Below are 21,491 nucleotides of genomic sequence, written 5' to 3' on the forward strand. Positions count from 1 at the left end.
TCGACGAAGAGGTGCGCCTGTGTATCTCTGTCTTTGAGGTGAATAAACCAATCGTACGTGTTTACCCCGAGGATGCAACAACTGGCACGGCGTGAGCCCGTGAAATCATTTCGTTGTCCCGAGCAACTCGCTTGAGTTCCTCGTAGAGATTGCGTCCCTGCTGGCTCCACGTCGCCAGCAGGGACAGCAGCGTCTCGTGAACGAACATGCCTCGGTCATTTCGAAGCGTACCGATGAGTTTCCGGAGAACCACCGGTTCACGAAGCGCGTTTTCTGCAGCGTTGTTCGTTGGAGAGACCGCTGGCTCACCGACGAAGGTGAGCCAGTGGTCGAGACCTCCTTCGATCTTCCCGAGTAGTGTTGCCACTGGTCCGTCGGGAACTGACCGCTCAATCAACGATTCAAGCTCTCTCCGTGCTACACGCTGGAGTTCTGCCCGTTCGCGCAGTGACAAGTCGCTCTCCAGCTGAGTCTGGAGAGCAACGTACAGCTGTTTGAGAGCACGGTAGATTGGTTCGCCTTCGTCCTGCTGTTCAGCGGCTTGTTCAGCTTCCCGAAGAATATGTGCCCAACACCGCTGAAGCGTCTCGCTGAAGGCTGGATATGCCCTCCATCCATCACAGATGACCGTTCCTGCGAAGTCCTCGCCGAGGACTTCCGCGGGAACATCGCTTCCTCGACTCTCCCTAACCGCGTAGAGCGTGTGCTCTTCCGTGGTGAACGTCCAGATCCACGCCTGTTCGCCATCTCGTTTGATTCCTGTCTCATCAACGTGAACGACCTCAGCGTCCTGAATGTGCTGGCGTATTCGCTCGTATTCACAGCGACCGGCGCGCGCAGCGCGCTCGGTCGCGTGCCACGCGGACGCGCCCGTGAACTCCAGTCCGTGTAGTTGTTCGAAGCGATCAGCGATCTTCCGGTATGGGAGGCGGTGATCGTATCGAGACAGAGCGGCTTGTGCGATGACATTCACCCCGAACTGCCCCTCATCGGGGCAGTCGGGGTGTGAAGCAACAGTTTCGGACCCGCAAGAGTGGCACTCGTAGTGGTGGCGGTTGTACTGTGTAACTTCCGGTGGCTGTGGGTCCGGGATTTCTTCGACGAGTCGGGGGCTGACGCCCGCCGACTCGTCAAACACTTCACCACAGTCTGGACAGCAGTCACAGGTAACCTCGATTTCTCGATCCGGATCAGGTGCAGTTCGCCACTCTGGATCGTGTCCGGGATTTCGACCAGGACTGCCACCGTCAGTACGTGGCTGTTCGTCGTCCTCGTCTCCATCAGACGAGGACGACTCGTCTTGATTTGCTTGATCCTTGCTCGGTGGTGTATGCGGCCCTTCGTACCATCGAAGTTTGGCTCTGAGGCGCTTGTTTTCCTTACGGAGTTGCTGATTCTCTTGCTTGAGCTCTTCATTCTCTTGTTCAAGGTCATCAACACGATCTTCAAGAGCAGTGATTCGCTCAAGCAGTTGGTCCACTTTCTTGTCACTGACCATGACAACACCTCCTGACCAGTGCAGACGACGCGGGACGGTCTCCCTGCCGGAGACCGTCCCTCGGGTAACACCCTGTCGTCTGCATTGCTCTACCGTGAGATCAGGGGCAACTTACGAGAGAGTGGCGAAATCGTTCTGGGGGTAAACACGTATTATAAAAGAAATTACAACCGGTTAGAATATACAACACACCAGAAATATATTGATGGTTGTCGATGGAGGTTCCATGCGCACTTTTGACCTCGCTCAGAGCAACTCAGAATTTGCCGCTGACGAGTTGGCGAGGTCTAACATTGAAAACGAGTCCGTGCTTGAATCGATTCTCCATGCCAATCCTCAGGTGCTGTTGGACGAGACCGTGTTCATATTCGGTCGCCAGACATCCGTCGAAAGCGGAATCCTTGATCTTCTGGGGCTCGATCAGTATGGAAATCTCCTTATTTTTGAGCTCAAGATCGGTCAGAGCGGATCCGGAAGTGCAAGCGAAGAAACGATCCTCAGCCAACCACAGAACTACGCGCAAGACCTCGCCTCGTGCACGTACGACCGCCTGAACGATATTTATCAACAATACCGTGAGGACGTCGCAAGCGGCCAGTGGAGCGTCAGCGACGCGGCTACACCCGCACAAGACCTCGCCTCAGCGTTTGAAGCTGTGTTCGGTGACACGCTGGATCCGGAAGACTTCAACGCGGCACAGCGGATAGTGATTGTCGCCGAACAAATTACATCACAGACGCGTCAGAACACCCGCTATCTCCTCGACAAAGGTCTCGATATGCAATGTGCCGAGGTACAGATGTTTGAATCAGAAGCGGCTGGTCAGACGGTCCTCGGTACCAACACGGTCGTCGATTACAGCCTATCACGTGTCCGTCCGGAGCGGGAATCGAATCCGACGTATCCCGACGTGGCACGGACTCTTGCCGAACTTGTCTCACCGAGGTTGAGTTCTGTCGTCGGTACTGATTCATCCAGAATCGTATTTCAGGACTTGGATGGTTACCGCCCGTACTTCGCATCGCCACACCCGGACCATCCGGCTGACGTCCGATATACGCTTTATTTCCGACCCGCCACCTGGGGATCTGTGCTGGTGGCTATCGATTACTTCGGGGATGATGCCGGGGTTCTCGACGCTCTCGGACAGAATTCCGATCTGTTCGCGGAGCGTGGGTTCACTGTGAAAGATCGATCCCGTGACCGCATCGTCGTTGGCAACTGGGAGACTGATTCCCCGGGAGTACTAAACGACGAGGACTTCTTAGCGGAAGTCGCCGATGAGTTCGTGAAGCTGGTGGAGACTGGACACGAAGTTCTCGTCACTAACGATTAGCAAGTGCGGAGGGCGACGACGGGCCGAAACAACGGTCGGGGTGGTTGGTTGGGCGATTGGATGGGTTAGCGTTGTCGACCTCTTTGGTGGGATTGCCGCCCCACAGCAGGGGAGCCAGCAACGTGTTGGCTGAGTCGGGCTGTCTCTCCCGATGGCCAGGATCGGCCGTTCGAGGGATAGATCAGAGGCTCCGGCCGGGCCAGCGTGGTCCGTACTCACTTTCGTGCGATCACTACAGCCTTCTGTAACTTGGAGTCGGCATGACCCTACATCTTCGGGGGTGATGTCAGAAGTTATCCCAATCGGTGAATAGATCGGCTCAAATCGAATGATGGATGCCATCAAATCCTAAGAACGAGTAACTCCAGTGCGAGAAGAAAACGGAACGCTGGCCTCCACAGGGCCAGCTCCACCTTCCGAAATTCAGACTGGCACATGGCACCCTGTCAGAAGGGCTGGAACCCAGGTGACTTGCGTGTGCCTATTAGTGGGCCCATTAGAAGATAGACGGTGATATTATGTAACCCTTCTTATACTTCTGTGTCCGACTGTTCCATCCCTCTGAGGAGGCGAGGTTTAATCAAGATGAGTTTCGCCATCGGGTCATCGATCTCGACGTGCTTTAGGATGTACTCCGTATCCTCGTAGGTCAGGTAACGGCGTTCGTCGTTTTCACACATAATCAGCCCATCTTATCTAGGGCGTCGCGGCGGTCCTCGACAGGGGCTTGGTCATACTTCATCGTCGTCTCCGGGCTCTTGTGACGGAGTTGGGCCTGGGCCGCCGCGAGGTCTTCCTCCCTCGTAAAATACGTCCCAACACTGTGTCTGATGGCATACCACGACATCTGGCGATTCTCGATTGGGATTTCCGCCTCCTCACAGAGATTCCGGAGATGGCGTCCCAAAGACATTGACGTGTACGGCGTCCCCTCACGCGACAACCAAATGCGGTCAGACTCGTCGTACTTCTCGTAATACTCCCGCTCCTCAAGCCATCGCTCCAACGAAGAAGCTGTCCGATCCGAGATAGCGACGGTCCAATTCTCCGAGCCCTTGCTCGACTCGTCATGAGGAATCCGGAGCATGTTGTTCTCCACATCAACCCAATGGACACGAGCTCGACGAACCTCAACGGGCCTAAGTCCAGCGTCGAGGGTCGTCCAGAACAGACTCGTGAGCTTCCAGCCATTGGCGCGGTCGAAGTCATCGGGCGATACATCTCGCTTACTCTTGCCGAACCTTTGGGCGAGGTACGACTTCCAGTTATCCCGTTCCTCCGGCGTCACCGAATGGTAGCTCGGAACTGACCCATACTCAAGCGCGGCTTCACGAATCTTCTTGCGCTCGTCTTTGGTCAAGAAGTCTCGGGGCTTGTTATGGGGCTCGTGGAACGAGTAGCTTGCTTCCCAGTCCATCTCTCGACCTCGGCGATGTTCCTGGTACTTGACGAGCCGCTTCATGCACTTCTGCTTCGTTCCCTTCGCGGAGTTGGACGTGTCACGCATCGCCACGTCGCTCATGAAGCGGTTGATGTCTTCGACGGTGACTGTGGTCGTGTACTTGTCTTTGTCTTCCCAGAGCCATCTGTAGAACAGGCTGACTTGGTAGCTCATCTGTCGCACGACGGAGTCGGAGTAGCCTTCGGCTTTTTTGGGCTCTTTACCCATCCGTGCGGCCCACTGGAGCACGTCGGTCTTGTAGTCTTTCCAGTCGATCAGTTGTTTCTCGGTGAGTGCGTCCCGGACCTTGTCGATGATGACGGGCGCACCCGCAACTCGGTCAGCCATTAGTCTGAGGCATTATCCTCAGACATTAACTGAGTCGAGGTTTTGGTGGGGTACTGGTCAGAACCCCGAGTGTTTGTTCTAATCGCTATACTGCGCGGTTGCGTGAGTCTGGGACCCACGTTAGAACCCTTGAGGTGCATGTTTATTTCATACCTGTAGGTCGCTGAAAAGTGCAAGAAGGCGGGAGGATGGAAGTGCGCTGGCCGAGATTTGAACTCGGGTTAGGACCGTGGCAGGGTCCTGTGATACCACTACACCACCAGCGCGCATCCTACCGTACTGGGGTGAGTAATAAAAGCGTTCCGAATGCCGTCTGCGTATTGGTCACAACAGCCGAAGACGTGTCGGCCAGATATACAGACTGGGTGAACGGTGTCCGAACAGTTAACACGGGAAGACTCTTGATACCGGCACATCACCGCGAATGAGCACCGACCAGATTGATGTCGAGTATCTCCGCGAGCATCGTGACCGCGTCGAACGGCCGCTGTATACGCTGTTCCAGAAATACGGCCACGGCAGCAGGCGGTGGTTCGTGCTGGGCATCTTTGCCTCCATCGGCGCGCGATTCGCCTCGCTCGTTCCACCAATCTTGCTTGGCGTCGCCATCGACGCCATCTTCCGGGACGACCAGGCCTTCGACCTGCCGCTGGTTCCCCAGGAATGGTTGCCGACCGAGACGATGGAACAGTTCTGGTTCCTCGTCGCGTTCATGGGAGTCGCGATGATTGGCCGGGCGTTTCTGAACTTCGTCCGGATGTCCTCGCTCAATCTCTTCTCCCACCGCGTCAAACACGAGGTACGGACCGCGACATACCAGCAGATGCAACGGCTCGACATGGAGTTTTTCAACGAGGTCCAGACCGGAGAACTGATGTCGATTCTCTCGAACGACACCAACCGTCTGGAGCAGTTTCTCGACGACATGTTCGGGCAAGCCATCCAGCTGACTGTCCTCATTGTCGGTATCACAGTCGTGTTGTTCTGGTTCAATCCACAGCTCGCGCTCGTCACGCTCGTTGTCGTCCCGATTGCGGCCGCTTTCACCTACTGGTTCATGCGCTTTGTCGAGGAACGGTACTCCGACGTGCGTGAGTCGGTCGGCGACCTCAACAGCCGACTGGAGAACAACATCAACGGCATCCAGGTCATCAAGGCCTCGAACACCGAGGACTACGAGGACGAGCGCGTCAGAGACCACTCCTACCGGTACTTCCGCCTCGACTGGCTCGCGCTCCGCCTGAACTTCATCTATCGACCCGGTCTGCAGGCGCTGACTTCGCTTGCGTTTATCGCGACCTTCGTCGTCGGCGGCGTCTGGATTCTTGACGGGCCGCCGGGGCCGCTGTCTGGTGAGTTGACCGAGGGGACGCTCGTCATCTTCCTGTTGCTCACCCAGCGACTCGTCGACCCCCTCGCACAGATGAGCAACATCATCGACCGCTACGAGGACGCCAACGCCTCGCTCAAGCGGATTCTCGGCGTCATGAACCTCCCAGTCAATATCGAAGACAACGAGGATGCGATGGAACTCGACGCCGTCGACGGGCGGGTGGCGTTCGACGACGTGACCTTCGGATACGACGAGGAGTCAGTGCTCGAAGACATCGACTTCGAGGTCCAGCCAGGTGAGACGGTCGGACTCGTCGGGCCGACAGGGGCAGGCAAGACGACGATTGTCAAGCTCCTCCTTCGGCTCTACGATACCACAGAGGGGTCGGTCCGGGTCGATGACCACGACGTGCGCGATATCACACTGTCGAGTCTCCGGAAATCGATGGGATACGTCGGCCAGAATAACTTTCTGTTCGACGGCAGCGTCGCCGAGAACATCAAATACGGTGCGTTCGACGCTAGCCGCGAGGAGGTCGTGGAGGCTGCCAAACGGGCACAGGCCCACGAATTCATCACCAACATGCCCGAAGGGTACGACACGGAGGTCGGCGAACGTGGCGTGAAACTCTCCGGCGGCCAGCGCCAGCGCGTCGCCATCGCGCGCACTATCCTCCAGCACCCCGAGATTCTGGTCTTCGACGAGGCGACCTCTGCTGTCGACACGGAGACGGAGATGCTTATCCAGCGCTCTATCGACGACCTCGCGGCCGACCGGACGGCCTTCGTTATCGCCCACCGTCTGTCGACGGTCCGTGACGCCGACCGGATATTTGTCATCGAGGACGGCAAGATAGTCGAACGCGGTACCCACGACGACCTGCTCGCGGCCAACGGTCTCTACGCGAATCTCTGGCGGATTCAGGCCGGCGAGATTGGTGACCTGCCCGAGGAGTTCGTCGAGCGCGCGAGCAAACGCGTCGCACAGCAGGGACTCGACCCGGACTGAGCCGATAATATCGGCAGAGAGACGCTCATTCCGCCATGTGAATCCATCCCAGCACGAGGCCAAAACGGACTCTTTTTAAGTATGTATGAGAGACTAATCGCTACAGTCCAGTGGCGCGACGTGGAAGCGTTACGGCATGACCGTCAGCGTGCTCGTGCCGTCGTCACTCGCCAGGGAAGCAACCGACAAACGCGAGGCAACTCGCAAGCTCGGATACGTGGCCCGCGCGGCCACGGTCTTCCGGGTCGACCGTCTCACGGTCTATCCGGACCCTGGTGGGCAACGACATCATGACGACGGGTTCGTCGAAACCGTACTTCGGTACGCCGCGACGCCTCCGCACCTCCGAAAGGAGGTCTGGGGGACGCGGGACGAACTAGAGTACGCGGGCGTCCTGCCGCCGCTCCGCGTGGCGACACAGACCGGCTCCGGATCCGAGGGTTCGGGGTCGTTAAGACAGGGAATCGTGACCGAGGTCGGAGCTGATGGGCGCGTGCGGGTCAATTGCGGACTGCAACACCCGGTCTCCCTGCCCGTTCCGGACGGTACGGAACTGGTCAAGGGGGAACGCGTCTCCGTCAGGGTCTCTTCGCGAGAGCCGGTCCGAGCGAAGCTCGTCGACGAGCCACAACCTGGCTATGTCGTCGACACTACGGACCTGGATACCGCAGTTACCCGTACCGACGCAGGACTCACTATCGCCTCTTCGAGGCACGGTGACTGCCTGTGCCCGCGCCAGCTCGATGAGCTGGCGGCCGAAACCGGCGAACGGGAGTACACGGTCGCCTTTGGCGCACCCGAGCGCGGCCTGCCGGCCGTGCTTGGAATTTCGCCCGAGGCGGTCAGCGAAGACGGCCACGACGAGACAGGACGGTTTGACCTCTGGCTCAATACGGTTCCGAACCAGGGCAGCGACGTGGTGCGAACGGAAGAAGCACTGTTCGCAACGCTTGCCTGCCTGAACCTCATGGAGTGAACGCACATGCCACAACCAGAACGACCACGCAAAGGCTCGTTGGGCTTCGGCCCGCGCGGGCGAGCGGCCAGTGAGACACCGCGGTTCAACAGCTGGCCCGATGACGACGGCCAACCCTCGCTACAGGGTATTGCCGGCTACAAGGCCGGGATGAGCCACGTCGTCATGATTAACGACCAGCCCGAGTCTGCACGCGAGGGGATGGAAGAGACGGTGCCGGTAACCGTCGTCGAGACACCCCGATGCAGGTCGTCGCCATTCGAGCCTACGAAGAGACGCCGTACGGACAGCGACCGCTGACGGAGGTCTGGGCCGACGAGTTCGACCCTGAACTCGAACGCGCTCTGGACCTTCCCGAAGACCATGACGCGGCCGCTGCGGAGGAACAGATTCAACACGCACTCGATTCGGGCAGTCTCGGCGAGGTTCGTGCGATTACGCACACCACGCCGGAAGTGCTCGACGGTGTGCCCAAGAAACGCCCCGACGTGATGGAAAACCGCATCGGCGGCGGCTCGCTCGCCGACCGCGTCGAGTACGGACTCACCCTCCTCGAAGAGGGCGAGTACAACGTCAACGACGTGTTCCGCGCCGGCGAGTACGCCGACGTGGCAGCCGTCACCAAGGGCAAAGGCACACAGGGCCCCGTCAAGCGATGGGGTGTCCAGAAGCGCAAGGGGAAACACAAACGCCAGGGCTGGCGTCGCCGTATCGGCAACCTCGGCCCCTGGAACCCCTCGCGCGTGCGGTCGACGGTGCCCCAGCTGGGCCAGACCGGCTACCACCAGCGGACCGAACTCAACAAGCGCCTCGTCGACATCGGCGACGGCGACGATTCGAGCGTCGACGGCGGCTTCGTCAACTACGGCGAAGTCGACGGCGAGTACACGCTCGTGAAAGGTTCGGTTCCTGGTCCGAAGAAACGGCTGGTTCGGCTCCGTCCCGCAGTGCGTCCCAACGACCAACCGCGCCTCGACCCCGAGGTGCGCTACGTTTCGACAGCCTCGAACCAGGGATAAACAATGCAAGTACCAGTACACACACTCGACGGTGACGCGGACGGGGAGACAGAGCTTCCCGCCGTCTTCGACAGTGAGTTCCGACCGGACCTCATCCGGCGTGCGGTGCTTGCTGCACAGGCGAACCGCAAACAGGACTACGGTGCAGACGAGTACGCCGGCCTTCGAACGCCCGCCGAATCGTTCGGCAGCGGACGCGGCCAGGCCCACGTCCCCCGCGAAGGCGGACAGGCCCGACGCGTCCCCCAGACGGTTGGGGGTCGCCCCGCACACCCGCCCAAAGCAGAGAAGGACCGCTCGTACGACATCAACGACAAAGAGCGCCAGAAGGCGATTCGGTCGGCCATCGCGGCCACGACCGACGCCGAGATCGTGCGCGAGCGCGGTCACGAGTTTGACGATGATGTCGACCTTCCACTCGTCGTGAGCGACGAGTTCGAAGACCTGACGAAGACCCAGGACGCAGTCGACGCACTCGAATCGCTCGGCATCCGCGCCGACATCGAGCGCGCCGACGAGACGAAGATTCGCGCCGGACAGGGCACGACTCGCGGTCGGAAGTACACTCGACCGAAGTCGATTCTGTTCGTCACGAGCGAGTCCGAATCACGCGCCGCCCGGAATCTCGCCGGTGCGGACGTGACGACGGCAACCGAACTCGACGCAGAGGACCTCGCACCCGGCACGGACGCCGGGCGGCTTACGGTCTGGACCGAAAGTGCAGTCGAGGAGGTGGCCGACCGATGATGGACGCAATCCTCCACCCGCACGTGACCGAGAAGTCCGTCGACAAGATGGACTTCGAGAACAAGATGGTGTTCATCTGTCAGTCCGACGCCGAGCAGGGCGAAATCGTCGAGGAGGTCGAGTCGCAGTTCGACGTCGAGACGGAGGGCATCAACACGATGATAACGACAGATGGCACGAAAAAGGCAGAGATTCAGCTGACTGACGACCACGACGCACAGGAGATTGCGTCGCGAATTGGGGTGTTCTAACGATGGGACGACGAATTCGCGGACAACGACGCGGACGCGGCACACCGACGTTCCGTGCCCCGTCACACAGGTACAAAGCAGAGCTCTCCCACCGGACCGTCGAGGACGACGATCTCGTTTCCGGAACGGTCGTGGACATCGAACACGATCCTGCACGGAGCGCACCGGTCGCCGCCGTCGAGTTCGACGACGGAGACCAGCGCCTCGTGCTCGCTCCAGAAGGAATCACGGTCGGCGACACCATTCAGGTGGGCGTCTCCGCGGCAATCGAGCCGGGGAACACGCTTCCACTCGCCGAGATTCCGGAGGGCGTTCCGGTCTGTAACGTTGAGGCGAACCCGGGCGACGGCGGTCGATTCGCCCGCGCCTCGGGTGTCTACGCCACGCTGTTGACCCACGACCGGGCGGTTGCGGTCGTCGAGCTGCCAAGTGGCGAGATGAAACGCCTCGACCCAGACTGCCGGGCGACAATCGGAGTCGTCGCCGGTGGCGGCCGAACAGAGAAACCGATGCTCAAGGCCGGCAACAAACACCACAAGGCCAAGGCCCGCGGTATGGTCTGGCCACGCGTCCGTGGTGTTGCGATGAACGCCGTCGACCACCCGTTCGGTGGCGGCGGCCGCCAGCACCCGGGCCGACCGAAAAGTGTCTCGCGGGACGCCCCGCCGGGACGGAAGGTCGGCGACATCTCCTCGCGCCGAACCGGCCGAGGTGGTGACACATGAGTTCTGACGAATACCAGATTGGCCACGAGGGCGAGTTTACCTACCGTGGTCACACGCTTGAGGAACTGCAGGAGTTGGACGTTGACGAGGTAGCGGAACTGCTTCCCGCGCGACAGCGGCGAACTATTGAACGTGGCCTGTCCTACGAGCACGAACAACTGCTCGAAGAGGCACGCGAAGCTGGCGAGGAAGAAAGCGCCAACAACCCGATTCGGACACACCTCCGGGATATGCCGATTTTCCCGGAGATGGTCGACGTGACCTTCGCGGTCCACAACGGGCAGAGCTTCGAGCGCGTCAAGGTCGAGCCGGAGATGCTCGGCCACTACCTGGGCGAGTTCCAGCTGACGCGAACGAGCGTCGAACACGGACAGGCTGGCATCGGAGCCACACGCTCCTCGAAGTTCGTACCCTTGAAATAAACCATGGGAATCAGCTACTCAGTCGAGGCCGACCCGGAGACGACGGCGAAAGCCATGCTCCGAGAGCGGCCCATCAGTATCAAGCACAGCAAGGCTATCGCCCGTGAGCTCAAGGGTATGACCGCCAGCGAGGCAGTCGAGTTCCTCGAAGGCGTCGTCGACGGCGACGAGGTCGTACCCTTTCGCGAACACAACACGGGCGTCGGTCACCGGAAGAACATCGACGGCTGGGACGCCGGCCGCTTCCCGGAGAAGGCAGCAAACGCCTTCCTCGATCTCGTCAACAACGGGATTGCGAACGCCGACAACCAGGGTTTCGACGGCGGGTCGATGGAGATTATGCACATTGCTCCCCACAAGGTTGGCGAGAGCGAGGGGCGCCAGCCCCGCGCACAGGGACGTGCTTCGCCCTGGAACACCCCAGAGTGTGACGTGGAGCTCATCCTCGAAGAAGGAGGTGAGGAGTAATGGCAGACGAACTCCAGTTCGTCGAGAACGGCCTCCAGCGCACGCAGATTGACGAGTTCTTCCAGGATGAACTCGGCCGTGCGGGCTACGGCGGTATGGAGATCGCCAAGACGCCGATGGGCACCCAAATCGTGCTCAAGGCCGAAAAACCCGGCATGGTCATCGGAAAGGGCGGAAAGAACATCCGCAAGATCACCAGCACGCTCGAAAACGAGTTCGGGCTCGAAGACCCACAGGTCGACGTTCAGGAGGTCGACGAGCCGGACCTCAACGCGCGCATCGTCGCCGACAAGCTGGGGAACGCGCTCGAACGCGGCTGGTACTTCCGCAAAGCCGGTCACACGACAATCGACCGCATTATGGAATCCGGCGCACTCGGCGCCGAGATTGTCCTCTCGGGCAAGGTCACGGGCGCACGCTCACGCGTCGAGAAGTTCAACCGTGGCTACATCAAGCACAACGGTGAACCCGCAGAGGAGATTGTCGACCACGGCGTCGGCACCGCAGTGATGAAACTTGGCACCATCGGGGTGCAGGTCAAAATCATCCCGCCAAACGCCGAGCTACCCGACGACTTCGAGATTCACGAGGATGTCGAGGTCGAGGACTACGTCGCCGAAGGCGACAGCGTCGACGACCTGCTCGCGGGCGAGCCCGACGAGGACGGTGACGAGCCTGAGACCGGCGCGCCGCCGTCTGACGACGAGGCCGACGAAGATGTTGCCGAAGAGGAAGTCGTCGACGAGGAGGTCGTCGAAGAGGCGGCCGACTACGACGAGCCAGAGGTTCCTGACGAGGACGAGGTCGAAGAAGAACTCGACGACCTCGACGCCGCAGTTGAGGAAGAGCTCGACGAAGAGACCGAGGCCGAAGCCGACGAACTGATGGATGAGATGGAGTCCGGCGAGGACGGTGATGCAGAATGACGGTCCTGCACGCTGCCGAGATTCGGGACATGACCCCCGCCGAGCGGGAGGTCGAACTCGAAGATCTGGAGACGGAACTCCTCAACGCCGAGGCGGTGAAAGCGACCGGTGGAATGCCAGAAAACCCCGCCCGCATCAAGGAGCTCCGTCGCGCCATCGCACGCATCAAGACGATCCAGCAGGAAGAAGGCGACCTCGAATGAGTATGACAGTGACACCCCAGACGCTGACGCGTCACGAACTCGTCGGTCTCGACGTACGAGTCGTCGCTGCGTCGAATCCGGACGTTATCGACCTCGACGGTCGAGTCGTCTCGGAGACGACACGGACACTCGGCATCGAGCACGAGGGCGGGGTGTCACTCGTACCGAAGGACTGCGCCACCTTCGAATGGACGCTCCCCTCAGGGGAACTGATTGAGACGGCGGGAGAGACACTCATCGCCCGCCCAGCCAGGCGCACCGAACAGAAGGGTGATTCGAAATGGGAATAGGATTAGACGTAAAGACACCACCAGAACCCGACAATCCGGACGACTACGACTACGAGACCTGTCCGTTCTACGGCGAGTTGCCGGTACGCGGACAGATTCTCGAAGGCGAAGTCGTCTCGACAGAGATGGACCGAACGGTCGTCGTCGAGCGAGAGTACGACGTGAACGTGCCGAAATACGACCGAAAGATGAAACGACGCTCCCGCATCCCGGCCCACGTGCCGGAGGTGCTGGAGCCGCTGTCGGAAGGCGACAGCGTTAAAATCGCGGAGACGCGGCCACTCTCGAAGACGAAATCACATGTCGTCGTCGAAGTGACCGAGAGCGCAGGAGGTGACCACTGATGGAAGCGATGAAAGCCGACGTGACCCAGGGCCTCAAGAAGGGCTCGCTCATCACGTGTGCCGACAACACCGGCGCTCGTGAGCTGAAGGTCATCAGCGTCCACAACTACACCGGGACGCACAACCGCCAGCCAAAGGCGGGTCTTGGAGACAAGATCACTGTCTCGGTCACCAAAGGAACGCCCGAGATGCGCCGCCAGGTGCTCGAAGCTGTTGTTGTTCGACAGCGCAAGCCGATTCGTCGCCCCGATGGCACGCGGATGTCCTTCGAGGACAACGCCGCCGTCATCGTCGACGACAACGAGGACCCCCGCGGAACCGAAATCAAGGGACCGATTGCGCGCGAAGTTGCAGAGCGCTTCGGTGCAATCGCCTCAACAGCTACGATGATAGTATGACGCGCCAACCACACAAACAGCGAAAACGCGAGCGAGACGCGCCGCTGCACGAGCGACACGAGCAGGTGAAAGCGACGCTGTCCGATGACCTCCGCGAGGAGCTCGGACAGCGCTCTGTCCGTGTCAACACCGACGACACAGTCGAAGTGTTGCGCGGCGACTTCGCCGGCGAAGAAGGCGATGTCGTCGATGTCGACCTGCGCGAGGCAGTCGTCCACGTCGAAGACGTGACCGTCGAGACCGTCGACGGTGAGGAGACGCCCAAGCCACTCGACGCGAGCAACCTTCGCGTCACGAGCCTCGACCGCTCGGACTCGCGGCGTATCGAGCGACTGGAGGAGGATAACGAATGACGAACCACCAGAAACGACTGTCAGTTCCCAAGAGCTGGCCAGTCGAACGGAAAGAGGAGATGTTCACCGTCAAGGCGGATGCAGGCCCACACGGGGAGTCAGGGGTCCCGCTCCTGATTCTCCTGCGGGACGTACTTGGCTACGTCGACAGCCGGAAAGAAGCCCGCTACGCGCTGAACCAGGACAGCATCCACATCAACGGCAAGGCCGTGAGCGACGAAGAACGGCCCGTCGGGATGTTCGACATCATCGCCTTCAGCGAGCGCGAAGAGTACTACCGCGTGTTCCCCGACGAGGGTGGTCGGCTGACGCTGACGCCCCTGGACGCAGACTCGGCAGGGAGCAAGCTGGGCAAAATCGAGGGCAAACGAAACGTCCCCGGCGGCGACGTGCAGCTGACGCTCCACGATGGGCAGACGCTGCTCGTCGAGGACGACAGCGACTACAGCGTCGGTGACTCGCTGGTTGTCGGCAACGAGGACGGCGACATCGTCGCTCACTTCGAGTACGAAGAGGGCGCGCTGGCGACTGCCGTTGCCGGCAAACACGCCGGCCAGATCGGCACCATCGAGGAGATTCAGGTGACGAAAAGCAGTTCTCCGAACGATGTCATTCTCTCGGCGTACGACGGCGACGACACCTTCGAGACGGTCGAAGAGTACATCGTCACGATTGACGAAAACTTCGTCGACGCAGACGAGGAGGGAGATGAATGAGCTCGACTGAGTTCCACGAGATGCGTGAGCCACGTATCGAGAAGGTCGTCGTCCACATGGGCGTCGGCCAGGGTGGCCGCGAACTCGGCGAAGCCGAGGAGATTATGGAGGAACTGACCGAGCAGGCGTCGGTCCGGACGACGGCGAAAAAGACAGAGCCGGAGTTCGGCATCCGCGAGGGTGACCCAATCGGAACGAAGGTCACACTGCGCCACGAGGACGCTCGTGAGTTCCTCGAGACGGCGCTCTCGCTCGTCGACCTCTCGGAAAGCCAGTTCGACGAGACCGGCAACTTCAGCTTCGGTATCGAGGACCACACCGACTTCCCGAGCCAGGAGTACGACCCAACGATTGGTATCTACGGGCTCGACGTAACGGTGAACTTGGTCCGGCCCGGCTACCGGGTCGCCAAACGGGACAAAGCATCGACCCCGATTCCGTCGGCGCACCGACTGAATACAGACGACGCGGTTGCCTTTATCGAATCCACGTTCGACGTGGAGGTGACAGCATGAGCGAAAGCGAAACCGAAGAGCCCACCACCGGCGAGCAAGCCGCAAAGCGGACGGACCAGCTCCGGGAGTGCCAGCGCTGTAACCGAAAGCAGGGTCTGGTCAGCAAGTACGAGATCTACCTCTGCCGGCAGTGCTTCCGTGAGGTGTCCCGAAGCATGGGATTCAAGAAATACTCATGACAGGAAACGACCCACTCGCCGACGCGCTCTCCTCTATCGACAACGCAGAGGGCGTGGGGCATCTGAAGCAGGTGGTACAGCCCGCCTCGAACGAGATTGGCAGCGTACTTGAGGTCTTCTACGACCGCGGGTACATCGACGGCTTCCAGCACGTCGACGACGGCAAAGCAGGCCAGTTCGAGGTCGAACTGAAAGGAGCCATCAATGAGTGTGGCCCCGTCAAACCCCGATACTCTGTGGGTGCTGACGAGTACGAGAAATGGGAAAAGCGGTTCCTCCCGGCCCGTGACTACGGGACAATCATCGTCACCACATCACAGGGCGTCATGAGCCACTATGAGGCGCGTGACGCAGGGATTGGCGGCCAGGTCATCGCATACGTCTACTAACAATGCCAGAAGTACGACTCGAAATACCGACGGAGGTGAGCGCGGAGATGGACCATCTCGAGCTCACCGTCGAGGGACCGAACGGCAGTGTCACACGCCGACTGTGGTATCCCGATGTCTCGGTCTCGGTCGACGGCGACGAGGTCGTCATCGAGAGCGAGGCCGAGGACGCGAAGACGATGTCGACGCTCGGAACGTTCGAGAGTCACATCGAGAACATGTTCCACGGCGTTACCGAGGGCTGGGAGTACGAGATGGAAGTCTTCTACTCTCACTTCCCGATGCAGGTCGACATCGAAAACGGCGCCGTGGTCATCGAGAACTTCCTCGGCGAGCGCGCCCCACGGCGGGCCCCGATTCACGGGAACACCGATGTCGAGGTCGACGGCGAAGAAATCACGCTGAGTGGCCCCGACATCGAGGCAGTCGGTCAGACCGCTGCCGATATCGAACAGCTGACGCGCGTGACAGACAAGGACGTTCGCGTCTTCCAGGACGGCGTCTACATCACCGCGAAACCGACCCGAGGTGACGCCTAATGAGTGACGAACACGACGACGTCGACGAGGAAGCGAACGAGCAGGAACTGACCGACCTTGGTGGCGTCGGCGAGGAGAAAGCCGAGGCCCTGAGTGAGGCTGGGTTCGAGACTGTCGAACACGTCAGCGCCGCGAGCCAGGACCAGCTGCAGGACGTCGAGGGCATCAGCACCGCGCTGGCCGCCCGAATCAAAGCCGAGACCGACGAGGTCGAGGTCAGCGACGACGTCGAAGCTGAAATCGGCGAAGACGACGCCGGCGACGAAGCCGAAGCGGCCGACGACGAGGCCGACGAGGCCGACGACGACGAAATCGAGGGGCTGACCGACATCAGCGGCGTCGGCGACTCCAAGGCCGAGGCTCTGCGCGAGGCCGGCTACGACACCGTCGCTAAGGTCAAAGGCGCAAGCCAGGACGAACTGGCAGACGTCGACGGTATCGGGATGGCACTCGCCGCCCGTATCAAGGCCGATATCGGCGACCTCGAAGTCAGTGAGGATGTCGAGGCCGAAATCGAGGCCGACGAGCCAGAGACAGACGAGACAGTCGAGACGGAGCTACAGCCCCGTGGTCTCGTCGACAAGACGCCGGAACTCGACGAGGAGACCGAACGGCTCCTCACCGAGCGCGACCGCGGCAGCAAGCCGCAGTTCAACCGGCAGGACTACCACAAGAAAAAGCGCGTCCCCACCTCGTGGCGACGGCCGCGTGGCCAGCTCTCGAAACAGCGCCGCGGCGTCAAAGGCAAAGGCGCGACCGTCGAGGCGGGCTACCGCCAGCCAGAAGCGGTGCGCGGTCTGCACCCTCTGGCTTCGAGGAGGTCCGTGTGCACAACACGGACGACCTCGAGGGCGTCGACCCCGACACCGAGGCAGTCCGTATCGCCTCGAAGGTTGGCGGTCGCAAGCGCGAGCAGATCGAAGAGCTCGCCGAGGAGCGAGAGATTCGGGTACTGAACCCAACCTACGAGGAGGTTGAACTAGAATGACAGACCTCTCAGCACAGAAACGACTCGCATCGGACGTGCTCGATGTCGGGAAGAACAAGCTCTGGTTCGACCCTGACCGACAGGGTGATATCGCGGAAGCGATTACCCGCGAAGACATTCGTGAACTGGTCGACGAGGGAGTCATCAGAGCAGACCCACCGAAGGGGAACTCCCGCGGCCGAGCACGCGAACGACAGAAGAAGCAGTCTTACGGCCACCAGCAAGGGCCTGGCTCCCGGAAGGGCAAGGCCGGTGGCCGCCAGAACGAGACAGATCAGTGGCAGTCGAGCATCCGCGCGCTCCGCAATCACCTGCGAGAGCTTCGCGACGATGACGAACTCGATCGCTCGCAGTACCGCGACCTGTACGACAAGGCCGGTGGCGGCGAGTTTGACTCGGTTGCCGACCTCGAACGATACATCAACGAAACTTACGGTGATGCATAATGGCAACAGGACCACGATACACGGTGCCGATGCGGCGTCGCCGCGAGGCCCGAACGGATTACCATCAGCGGTTGCGCCTGCTGAAATCAGGCAAACCACGTCTCGTTGCTCGTAAGAGCAACAGCCACGTCAGGGCGCAGCTGGTCGTGACCGGCCCAAGCGGCGACGAGACCGTCGCGAGCGCACACTCACAGGACCTCGAGGAGTACGGCTGGGAAGCCCCGACCGGCAACATGCCGGCGGCCTACCTGACCGGACTGCTCGCGGGCCTGCGTGCCCAAGAGGCCGGCCTCGACGAGGCCGTACTCGATATCGGCCTGAACTCCCCGACACCGGGGAGCAAGGTATTTGCAGTACAGGAAGGCGCAATCGACGCCGGACTCGACATTCCCCACAACGACGACGTGCTGGCCGAATGGCCGCGCACGCGCGGCGAGCATATCGCCGAGTACGCCGACCAGCAGGACGGCCTCTACAGCGGGGAGTTCGACGCAACAGACCTGCCAGCGCATTTCGACGAGATGCGCGAGACACTGCTGGACGCAGAGGTTGAACTATGAGTGCCGAAGGATGGGAACCACAGACGCGACTCGGACGAAAAGTCGCCGACGGCGAAATCGACTCGATGGAAGCTGCCCTGAACTCGGGCCTTCCGCTGAAAGAACCCGAACTCGTGGACCAGCTCGTCCCGGACCTCGAAGACGAGGTTCTGGACATCAACATGGTCCAGCGGATGACCGACTCGGGGCGGCGCGTGAAGTTCCGCTGTGTCGTTGTTGTCGGCAACCGCAACGGTCTCATCGGCTATGCCGAGGGCCGTGACGATCAGGTCGGCGGTGCGATTCAGAAGGCCATCGACATCGGCAAGCTGAATCTGGTGAAGATTCCACTGGGCAGTGGCTCCTGGGAGGACCGCCCCGGCGGGACGAACTCCCTGGTCCGGAACACCGAGGGGAAAGCCGGTAGCGTTACCGTCGAACTGCGCCCGGCACCCCGCGGTCTGGGACTTGCCGCAGCCGAGACGCCCCGGAAGGTGCTCGAACTCGCCGGCGTTCAGGACGCCTGGACCCGCAGCGATGGAAACACTCGCACCACGGTCAACTTCGCGAAGGCGACGTTCAACGCCCTGGAGAAGACCGCCGAGACACGTGTGCCCGAACACGCCATGGAACAGCAGGAGGTGGTCGAATGAAAGCAATCGTCCAGCTTCGCGGTGAAATCAACATCAACGGCGACATCGTTGACACCCTCGAGATGCTCAATCTCGGCCGTGTCAACCACGCGACGCTCGTTCCGGAGGAGCCGACCTACGAGGGGATGGTGACGAAGGTCAACGACTACGTGGCTCACGGCCAGCCAAGCGAGGAGACCGTTTCACTCCTGCTCCGCGAGCGCGGCGAGCCCGACTCGGGCGAGGCCGACATCGACGACGAGTGGGTCACAGCGAACACCGACTACGATTCCGTCGAGGAGCTTGCAGGCGCACTGGTCGACGAGGAGACGACCCTGCAGGAGGCAGGACTGTCGCCGACGCTCCGGCTGCACCCGCCACGCGGCGGCCACGACGGTATCAAACAGCCAGTCTCGACAGGCGGACAGATTGGCGTCCACGACACCGACGACCTCGACTCCCTACTGGAGGCGATGCGATAATGTCTAACAAGAAGAAACGACAGCGCGGCTCTCGGACGCACGGCGGCGGCTCACACAAGAACCGCCGTGGTGCCGGCCACCGCGGCGGACGCGGAGACGCCGGCCGCGACAAACACGAGATGCACAACCACCCGCCGCTCGGCAAGTCCGGGTTCTCCCGGCCCGAGAAGGTCAAAGAGGAAGTCCTCACTGTCGACGTACAGAAACTCGACGAGGATATCCACCTCTACGCCGCCGAGGGCGTGGCAGAGGAAGCGAACGACCGGTACGTCATCGACGCACGCGACGTTGTCGACGACGGCCACGAGGCCGATTCCGTCAAGGTGCTCGGTGGCGGACAAGTCCGGAACAGCCTGGAAGTGACCGCAGATGCCTTCTCCGACGGTGCCGAATCGAAAATCAAATCTGCAGACGGTTTCGTAAAGCTCTCGGAGCGGGCAGCCAAAGAGGACGACGAGACAGAGGATTAGTATGAGCTGGAAGGACACCGCCGAACCCGTACTCACCCGCATGCCCTCGGTCAGGCGCCCGGACGGGCACGTCCCGTTCAAACGCAAGCTTGGCTGGACAGCGGGGATACTGGTACTGTATTTCTTCCTGACGAACGTCATGCTGTTTGGCGTCGCTCGGGGACAAGGAACGGACATCTTCGGCCAGTTCCGGTCGATTCTCGCAGGGTCGTCGGGCTCGATTCTACAGGTTGGAATCGGCCCGATTGTCACTGCGAGCATCGTGCTCCAGTTGCTCGGCGGTGCCGACCTGCTCGGACTCGACACGCAGAACAATCCACGAGACCAGGAGCTCTATCAGGGGCTCCAGAAGTTCCTCGTGTTCGTGATGATTCTCCTGACCGGGATGCCGATGGTGTTCAGCGGCGGCTTCCTCCCTGTCGATTCGGGTCTTGCGACCAGTCTCGGAATCTCGGATGCCGGCCTGCAGTGGATCATCTTCCTGCAGGTGTTCCTCGGCGGTGTTCTCATCCTCTATATGGATGAGGTCGTGAGCAAGTGGGGTGTCGGGAGCGGTGTGGGGCTGTTCATCATTGCCGGCGTGAGCCAGCGACTGATTGGTGGCCTCATCGAGTTCCCGTTCATCACCCCCGCGAACGTCGAGTCCTACGGTATCATTCCGACGTGGTTCCGGCTCCTGCTCGGGCAGGAGAGCCTCTCCGGCAGCCTGCTTACGACACAGGGAATCCGTGACCTTGTGTTCGGACAGGGACAACTGCTCGCTATCTTCACGACAGTCGCTATCTTCGTGATTGTCGTCTACGCCGAGAGTGTCCGTGTCGAGATTCCGCTCTCGAACGCACGTGTCAAGGGAGCACGCGGACGGTTCCCGGTAAAACTCATCTACGCGAGTGTCCTGCCGATGATTCTCGTCCGGGCGCTCCAGATGAATCTCCAGTTCCTGGGTCGCATTCTTCACTCGCAGTGGGTGGGGATGCCCTCGTGGCTCGGTGCCTACAACACCGACGGGAACCCAATCAGTGGGTTCTTCTACTACGTGGCTCCGATTCAGAGTCCCGACGACTGGATGTGGTTTGCCGGCGGCGGCCGCGGCCAGGAGGCCATCGACATCATGATTCGCGTCGGGGTCGACCTGACGGTCATGGTTCTCGGTGGCGCTATCTTCGCCATCTTCTGGGTGAAGACGACCGACATGGGGCCGGAGGCAACCGCCAAACAGATCCACAACTCCGGGATGCAGATTCCCGGCTTCCGACAGAACGTCAAAAGCATCGAGCGCGTCCTCGGGCAGTACATCCCACAGGTGACCGTCATCGGCGGTGCACTCGTCGGTGTGCTCGCGGTCGCGGCGAACATGCTCGGGACCATCGGCGGCGTCTCTGGAACGGGACTGCTGCTGACTGTCTCCATCACATACAAGCTCTACGAAGAGATGGCCGAAGAGCAGCTGATGGAGATGCACCCGATGATGCGCCAGATGTTCGGCTAACTCAGCCGCCTCTTCTTCCAA

General features: G+C 60.8%; 27 protein-coding genes, 1 tRNA gene and 4 pseudogenes. 28 read left to right on the forward strand and 4 right to left on the reverse strand.

The genetic code is table 11. The features are described from left to right. Positions 1-61 precede the first annotated feature (61 nt). A complete protein-coding gene (gene tnpC / locus OSC37_RS16665) occupies positions 62-1,498 on the reverse strand; it encodes an IS66 family transposase (protein ID WP_267161728.1) in 1,437 nt (478 codons plus the stop codon). A gap of 205 nt (positions 1,499-1,703) precedes the next feature. Between tnpC and OSC37_RS16670 the strand changes: the two genes are divergently transcribed. Beyond that, positions 1,704-2,834 (forward strand): PDDEXK family nuclease, encoded by a 1,131-nt coding sequence (locus tag OSC37_RS16670; protein WP_267162557.1) that lies wholly within the window; start codon positions 1,704-1,706, stop codon positions 2,832-2,834. 530 nt (positions 2,835-3,364) lie between these two features. Here OSC37_RS16670 and OSC37_RS16675 read toward each other — a convergent pair. The 3 genes from OSC37_RS16675 to OSC37_RS16685 form a co-directional block, all read right to left on the reverse strand. After that, a complete protein-coding gene (locus tag OSC37_RS16675) occupies positions 3,365-3,514 on the reverse strand; it encodes a hypothetical protein (protein WP_267162558.1) in 150 nt (49 codons plus the stop codon). Positions 3,515-3,516: 2 nt separating this feature from the next. Further along, positions 3,517-4,623, reverse strand: coding sequence for a tyrosine-type recombinase/integrase (locus OSC37_RS16680; protein WP_267162559.1), 1,107 nt, complete (start codon positions 4,621-4,623; stop codon positions 3,517-3,519). 195 nt (positions 4,624-4,818) lie between these two features. Next, positions 4,819-4,889 (reverse strand) — tRNA-Gly (locus OSC37_RS16685). Between the two features lie 158 nt (positions 4,890-5,047). Here OSC37_RS16685 and OSC37_RS16690 point away from each other — a divergent pair. The 27 genes and pseudogenes from OSC37_RS16690 to secY all read left to right on the forward strand — a co-directional run bounded on the left by OSC37_RS16690 (position 5,048) and on the right by secY (position 21,470). Continuing rightward, the gene (locus OSC37_RS16690; RefSeq protein WP_267162560.1) at positions 5,048-6,964 is read left to right on the forward strand and encodes an ABC transporter ATP-binding protein; all 1,917 of its coding nucleotides are present in this window, start codon (positions 5,048-5,050) and stop codon (positions 6,962-6,964) included. Between the two features lie 136 nt (positions 6,965-7,100). Beyond that, on the forward strand, positions 7,101-7,940 hold the full coding sequence (locus OSC37_RS16695) for a putative RNA uridine N3 methyltransferase (RefSeq protein ID WP_267162561.1): 840 nt from the start codon (positions 7,101-7,103) through the stop codon (positions 7,938-7,940). Positions 7,941-7,946: 6 nt separating this feature from the next. After that, positions 7,947-8,959 (forward strand): annotated as a pseudogene (gene rpl3p / locus OSC37_RS16700) (50S ribosomal protein L3). A 3-nt stretch (positions 8,960-8,962) separates the two neighbouring features. Next, positions 8,963-9,706: a 50S ribosomal protein L4 gene (gene rpl4p, locus OSC37_RS16705; RefSeq protein WP_267162562.1), complete on the forward strand. Its 744-nt coding sequence runs from the start codon at positions 8,963-8,965 to the stop codon at positions 9,704-9,706. Continuing rightward, positions 9,703-9,957: a 50S ribosomal protein L23 gene (locus tag OSC37_RS16710; RefSeq protein WP_368409488.1), complete on the forward strand. Its 255-nt coding sequence runs from the start codon at positions 9,703-9,705 to the stop codon at positions 9,955-9,957. The genes rpl4p and OSC37_RS16710 overlap by 4 nt, the downstream gene beginning before the upstream one ends. A gap of 2 nt (positions 9,958-9,959) precedes the next feature. Then, the gene (locus tag OSC37_RS16715; RefSeq protein WP_267162563.1) at positions 9,960-10,682 is read left to right on the forward strand and encodes a 50S ribosomal protein L2; all 723 of its coding nucleotides are present in this window, start codon (positions 9,960-9,962) and stop codon (positions 10,680-10,682) included. Next, a complete protein-coding gene (locus OSC37_RS16720) occupies positions 10,679-11,104 on the forward strand; it encodes a 30S ribosomal protein S19 (RefSeq protein WP_267162564.1) in 426 nt (141 codons plus the stop codon). The genes OSC37_RS16715 and OSC37_RS16720 overlap by 4 nt, the downstream gene beginning before the upstream one ends. A 3-nt stretch (positions 11,105-11,107) precedes the next feature. Further along, a complete protein-coding gene (locus tag OSC37_RS16725) occupies positions 11,108-11,572 on the forward strand; it encodes a 50S ribosomal protein L22 (RefSeq protein ID WP_267162565.1) in 465 nt (154 codons plus the stop codon). Then, on the forward strand, positions 11,572-12,498 hold the full coding sequence (locus tag OSC37_RS16730) for a 30S ribosomal protein S3 (protein WP_267162566.1): 927 nt from the start codon (positions 11,572-11,574) through the stop codon (positions 12,496-12,498). The genes OSC37_RS16725 and OSC37_RS16730 overlap by 1 nt, the downstream gene beginning before the upstream one ends. Further along, positions 12,495-12,701, forward strand: a complete 207-nt coding sequence (rpmC, locus tag OSC37_RS16735) for a 50S ribosomal protein L29 (RefSeq protein WP_267162567.1) — start codon at positions 12,495-12,497, stop codon at positions 12,699-12,701. The genes OSC37_RS16730 and rpmC overlap by 4 nt, the downstream gene beginning before the upstream one ends. Before the next feature lie 2 nt (positions 12,702-12,703). After that, positions 12,704-12,991, forward strand: coding sequence for a ribonuclease P protein component 1 (locus OSC37_RS16740; protein WP_267162568.1), 288 nt, complete (start codon positions 12,704-12,706; stop codon positions 12,989-12,991). After that, a pseudogene (locus OSC37_RS16745) lies at positions 12,982-13,320 on the forward strand (30S ribosomal protein S17); the annotation flags it as partial. The gene OSC37_RS16740 and the pseudogene OSC37_RS16745, both read left to right, overlap by 10 nt. A gap of 14 nt (positions 13,321-13,334) precedes the next feature. Next, positions 13,335-13,733 carry a 50S ribosomal protein L14 gene (locus OSC37_RS16750; protein WP_267162570.1) on the forward strand — a complete coding sequence of 133 codons (399 nt, stop codon included), beginning with the start codon at positions 13,335-13,337 and terminating at the stop codon, positions 13,731-13,733. Continuing rightward, positions 13,730-14,086: a 50S ribosomal protein L24 gene (gene rplX, locus OSC37_RS16755; RefSeq protein ID WP_267162571.1), complete on the forward strand. Its 357-nt coding sequence runs from the start codon at positions 13,730-13,732 to the stop codon at positions 14,084-14,086. Before OSC37_RS16750 ends, rplX begins: the two co-directional genes overlap by 4 nt. Then, a complete protein-coding gene (locus OSC37_RS16760) occupies positions 14,083-14,802 on the forward strand; it encodes a 30S ribosomal protein S4e (RefSeq protein WP_267162572.1) in 720 nt (239 codons plus the stop codon). Before rplX ends, OSC37_RS16760 begins: the two co-directional genes overlap by 4 nt. Then, entirely contained in the window at positions 14,799-15,317 is a 519-nt protein-coding gene (locus OSC37_RS16765) for a 50S ribosomal protein L5 (RefSeq protein WP_267162573.1), read from the forward strand. The genes OSC37_RS16760 and OSC37_RS16765 overlap by 4 nt, the downstream gene beginning before the upstream one ends. Beyond that, the gene (locus OSC37_RS16770; RefSeq protein WP_267162574.1) at positions 15,314-15,496 is read left to right on the forward strand and encodes a 30S ribosomal protein S14; all 183 of its coding nucleotides are present in this window, start codon (positions 15,314-15,316) and stop codon (positions 15,494-15,496) included. Before OSC37_RS16765 ends, OSC37_RS16770 begins: the two co-directional genes overlap by 4 nt. After that, on the forward strand, positions 15,493-15,885 hold the full coding sequence (locus tag OSC37_RS16775) for a 30S ribosomal protein S8 (RefSeq protein WP_267162575.1): 393 nt from the start codon (positions 15,493-15,495) through the stop codon (positions 15,883-15,885). Before OSC37_RS16770 ends, OSC37_RS16775 begins: the two co-directional genes overlap by 4 nt. 2 nt (positions 15,886-15,887) lie before the next feature. Beyond that, positions 15,888-16,424, forward strand: coding sequence for a 50S ribosomal protein L6 (locus OSC37_RS16780; protein ID WP_267162576.1), 537 nt, complete (start codon positions 15,888-15,890; stop codon positions 16,422-16,424). Beyond that, positions 16,424-16,564 (forward strand): annotated as a pseudogene (locus tag OSC37_RS16785) (50S ribosomal protein L32e); the annotation flags it as partial. The gene OSC37_RS16780 and the pseudogene OSC37_RS16785, both read left to right, overlap by 1 nt. 171 nt (positions 16,565-16,735) lie before the next feature. After that, positions 16,736-17,412, forward strand: a pseudogene (locus OSC37_RS16790) (50S ribosomal protein L32e). Then, entirely contained in the window at positions 17,409-17,858 is a 450-nt protein-coding gene (locus OSC37_RS16795; RefSeq protein WP_267162577.1) for a 50S ribosomal protein L19e, read from the forward strand. The pseudogene OSC37_RS16790 and the gene OSC37_RS16795 overlap by 4 nt, the downstream one beginning before the upstream one ends. Next, on the forward strand, positions 17,858-18,418 hold the full coding sequence (locus tag OSC37_RS16800) for a 50S ribosomal protein L18 (protein WP_267162578.1): 561 nt from the start codon (positions 17,858-17,860) through the stop codon (positions 18,416-18,418). Before OSC37_RS16795 ends, OSC37_RS16800 begins: the two co-directional genes overlap by 1 nt. Beyond that, positions 18,415-19,050, forward strand: coding sequence for a 30S ribosomal protein S5 (locus tag OSC37_RS16805; RefSeq protein ID WP_267162579.1), 636 nt, complete (start codon positions 18,415-18,417; stop codon positions 19,048-19,050). Before OSC37_RS16800 ends, OSC37_RS16805 begins: the two co-directional genes overlap by 4 nt. Further along, positions 19,047-19,511, forward strand: coding sequence for a 50S ribosomal protein L30 (locus OSC37_RS16810; protein ID WP_267162580.1), 465 nt, complete (start codon positions 19,047-19,049; stop codon positions 19,509-19,511). The genes OSC37_RS16805 and OSC37_RS16810 overlap by 4 nt, the downstream gene beginning before the upstream one ends. Beyond that, complete coding sequence (locus tag OSC37_RS16815; protein ID WP_267162581.1) at positions 19,511-19,981, forward strand: uL15m family ribosomal protein; 471 nt, start codon at positions 19,511-19,513, stop codon at positions 19,979-19,981. Before OSC37_RS16810 ends, OSC37_RS16815 begins: the two co-directional genes overlap by 1 nt. A 1-nt stretch (position 19,982) precedes the next feature. Continuing rightward, positions 19,983-21,470, forward strand: a complete 1,488-nt coding sequence (gene secY, locus OSC37_RS16820; protein WP_267162582.1) for a preprotein translocase subunit SecY — start codon at positions 19,983-19,985, stop codon at positions 21,468-21,470. The last annotated feature ends 21 nt before the right edge of the window (positions 21,471-21,491 follow it).

Origin of the sequence: Halovenus salina (assembly GCF_026410925.1) — an archaeon.
GTDB lineage: Archaea > Halobacteriota > Halobacteria > Halobacteriales > Haloarculaceae > Halovenus > Halovenus salina.

Bases quoted from the DNA above. Each gene is read 5' to 3' on its own strand.
- OSC37_RS16750 (WP_267162570.1), top strand. From the start codon at position 13,335: ATGGAAGCGATGAAAGCCGACGTGACCCAGGGCCTCAAGAAGGGCTCG.
- OSC37_RS16680 (WP_267162559.1), bottom strand. From the start codon at position 4,623: ATGGCTGACCGAGTTGCGGGTGCGCCCGTCATCATCGACAAGGTCCGG.
- rpl4p (WP_267162562.1), top strand. From the start codon at position 8,963: ATGCAAGTACCAGTACACACACTCGACGGTGACGCGGACGGGGAGACA.
- OSC37_RS16810 (WP_267162580.1), top strand. From the start codon at position 19,047: ATGAAAGCAATCGTCCAGCTTCGCGGTGAAATCAACATCAACGGCGAC.
- rpmC (WP_267162567.1), top strand. From the start codon at position 12,495: ATGACGGTCCTGCACGCTGCCGAGATTCGGGACATGACCCCCGCCGAG.
- OSC37_RS16725 (WP_267162565.1), top strand. From the start codon at position 11,108: ATGGGAATCAGCTACTCAGTCGAGGCCGACCCGGAGACGACGGCGAAA.
- secY (WP_267162582.1), top strand. From the start codon at position 19,983: ATGAGCTGGAAGGACACCGCCGAACCCGTACTCACCCGCATGCCCTCG.
- OSC37_RS16765 (WP_267162573.1), top strand. From the start codon at position 14,799: ATGAGCTCGACTGAGTTCCACGAGATGCGTGAGCCACGTATCGAGAAG.
- OSC37_RS16670 (WP_267162557.1), top strand. From the start codon at position 1,704: ATGGTTGTCGATGGAGGTTCCATGCGCACTTTTGACCTCGCTCAGAGC.
- OSC37_RS16720 (WP_267162564.1), top strand. From the start codon at position 10,679: ATGAGTTCTGACGAATACCAGATTGGCCACGAGGGCGAGTTTACCTAC.
- OSC37_RS16780 (WP_267162576.1), top strand. From the start codon at position 15,888: ATGCCAGAAGTACGACTCGAAATACCGACGGAGGTGAGCGCGGAGATG.
- OSC37_RS16710 (WP_368409488.1), top strand. From the start codon at position 9,703: ATGATGGACGCAATCCTCCACCCGCACGTGACCGAGAAGTCCGTCGAC.
- OSC37_RS16715 (WP_267162563.1), top strand. From the start codon at position 9,960: ATGGGACGACGAATTCGCGGACAACGACGCGGACGCGGCACACCGACG.
- OSC37_RS16800 (WP_267162578.1), top strand. From the start codon at position 17,858: ATGGCAACAGGACCACGATACACGGTGCCGATGCGGCGTCGCCGCGAG.
- OSC37_RS16795 (WP_267162577.1), top strand. From the start codon at position 17,409: ATGACAGACCTCTCAGCACAGAAACGACTCGCATCGGACGTGCTCGAT.
- OSC37_RS16805 (WP_267162579.1), top strand. From the start codon at position 18,415: ATGAGTGCCGAAGGATGGGAACCACAGACGCGACTCGGACGAAAAGTC.
- rplX (WP_267162571.1), top strand. From the start codon at position 13,730: ATGACGCGCCAACCACACAAACAGCGAAAACGCGAGCGAGACGCGCCG.
- tnpC (WP_267161728.1), bottom strand. From the start codon at position 1,498: ATGGTCAGTGACAAGAAAGTGGACCAACTGCTTGAGCGAATCACTGCT.
- OSC37_RS16775 (WP_267162575.1), top strand. From the start codon at position 15,493: ATGACAGGAAACGACCCACTCGCCGACGCGCTCTCCTCTATCGACAAC.
- OSC37_RS16690 (WP_267162560.1), top strand. From the start codon at position 5,048: ATGAGCACCGACCAGATTGATGTCGAGTATCTCCGCGAGCATCGTGAC.
- OSC37_RS16740 (WP_267162568.1), top strand. From the start codon at position 12,704: ATGACAGTGACACCCCAGACGCTGACGCGTCACGAACTCGTCGGTCTC.
- OSC37_RS16695 (WP_267162561.1), top strand. From the start codon at position 7,101: ATGACCGTCAGCGTGCTCGTGCCGTCGTCACTCGCCAGGGAAGCAACC.
- OSC37_RS16675 (WP_267162558.1), bottom strand. From the start codon at position 3,514: ATGTGTGAAAACGACGAACGCCGTTACCTGACCTACGAGGATACGGAG.
- OSC37_RS16760 (WP_267162572.1), top strand. From the start codon at position 14,083: ATGACGAACCACCAGAAACGACTGTCAGTTCCCAAGAGCTGGCCAGTC.
- OSC37_RS16730 (WP_267162566.1), top strand. From the start codon at position 11,572: ATGGCAGACGAACTCCAGTTCGTCGAGAACGGCCTCCAGCGCACGCAG.
- OSC37_RS16815 (WP_267162581.1), top strand. From the start codon at position 19,511: ATGTCTAACAAGAAGAAACGACAGCGCGGCTCTCGGACGCACGGCGGC.
- OSC37_RS16770 (WP_267162574.1), top strand. From the start codon at position 15,314: ATGAGCGAAAGCGAAACCGAAGAGCCCACCACCGGCGAGCAAGCCGCA.